Annotated in this window: 2 protein-coding genes; one reads left to right on the top strand and one right to left on the bottom strand. The window is 52.5% G+C overall.

All coding sequences use genetic code 11. The annotated features are described in order from the left end of the window. Nucleotides 1-402: DEAD/DEAH box helicase (locus tag HMPREF9439_RS08645; RefSeq protein ID WP_008864556.1), on the top strand; the 402-nt coding region annotated here is incomplete at its 5' end. Nucleotides 403-536: 134 nt separating this feature from the next. On the opposite strand, the gene iscB is transcribed toward HMPREF9439_RS08645, so the two are convergent. Then, a partial coding sequence (gene iscB / locus HMPREF9439_RS08640) for an RNA-guided endonuclease IscB (RefSeq protein ID WP_008864555.1) occupies nt 537-1548 on the bottom strand: 1012 nt, incomplete at its 5' end.

Below are 1548 nucleotides of genomic sequence, written 5' to 3'. Positions count from 1 at the left end.
TTAGACAAGGCCGGCATCGAATATCTCTACTTAGACGGTTCGGTGCCTGCCGCTCAGCGCAAGAAACTTGTAGAAACCTTCCAAAACGGAGACATGCCGTTGTTCCTGATCAGTCTGAAGGCAGGCGGTACCGGCCTTAATCTGACGGCAGCCGACTATGTGATTCACCTTGATCCTTGGTGGAATCCTGCTGTTGAAGATCAGGCTTCCGACCGAGCTTATCGAATCGGACAGAAACGCCCGGTGACGATCTACAAGCTAATTTCGGAAAAGACAGTTGAGCAGAAAATCCTCGAACTTCATAAGACGAAGAAGAACCTTGCCGACGCACTGCTCGAAGGAAGCGATGTCGCTAAGAAGCTTTCGAACGAAGAAATTTTGGAACTGCTTCAGCTTTCATAACCTAGGATTGCCGCAGTTCATATTGGCTGCACCGTCCTTCTAAGACAAGATTGTTGGGATTTCTTTTCGATTCTGGATTAGTTATTATTTTGAAAATGGCACGTTGCTGCGATGTATGTACCTAATCATCACATTTAGGCGCGGAGACCCCTGCCTTCAGGCGGGGGAGGAAGCGCCTCCTCCTTTCGAATTTCTGTTAAATAGGTTCTTCTCTTTTCCAGCAGATGCAGCTTCTTGTAGCTGATGCCTGCCGAAATGCAGGTTCCGTCAAGCTTTCGAACATCAAAGTACCCGGTTGATCGACGCCCGAAAATGAAGCCTTCTTCTCCCTGGCAGGCAACTTTGTCAAAAAGACGGAAGCCCTTCACTTCGAAGGGTGCCTGATTGCGCTTTCGAATGCCGCCTTTGAGGATGGAGAGCTTGTGAATCTGCCGGTTGTTCCGGCGCGTCTGCTTCTGGAAGAAGAATTCGCAGAGCCTTTCGGCGCCGAGGTTGCCGGCGATGCAGAAAGCATCCGCACAATGCGACTTTGCGATACCGTTCGCGATCCGCGCGTGCTTAGTCCGGTAGCCGTAGGTGTTGTGCACTTCCAGCTTCGGATGCGACGCCTTCAGGCGGTTCAGAACTCCCCACCGCATAATTCCCATGAAAGTTTCCGCACGGAACGACCGACCGCGCTTGGCCTTTAGCTTGATTTCTCCGCGATGAAGTGCCTTATGGCACGTCTCACAAAGCGTAATCAGGTTGCCGGGCGAATCTCCGCCGGTACGTCTGCTTTCCAAGTGATGAACATTGAGCACCGGATCTTTCGACCTGCCGTGACAATGCTGACAAACGTGTCCGTCTCTGAAAAGAACATACTCGCGGACGTTCCAGAAGCCGAGCTGTTCGCCCTCTTGGTACTCTTTCCCCGCAATGTCCGGATTCTTCAGCAGCTGAGTGTCGAAAGACGCCGTTTCCACGGTGATCTTCGTGACCGGCAGCAGTCGAAGAACAGTTTCTATGCGTGACAAGTGCACGTTGATTCGGTTTTCAACCGTCGGTGCAAGCCAGCCTTTGCGTTTGGTGCGGATGCGGTTGTCGAACCTCGGCGCACGATAGCGCGTGTTGCGGCTACGGCGGGACTGCCGTAACGCACGACGAGCA

The sequence above is a fragment of the Parasutterella excrementihominis YIT 11859 genome (genome assembly GCF_000205025.1).
In the GTDB taxonomy this organism is placed as follows: Bacteria; Pseudomonadota; Gammaproteobacteria; order Burkholderiales; family Burkholderiaceae_F; genus Parasutterella; species Parasutterella excrementihominis.
This window is presented reverse-complemented; position numbering and strand designations above follow the sequence as displayed.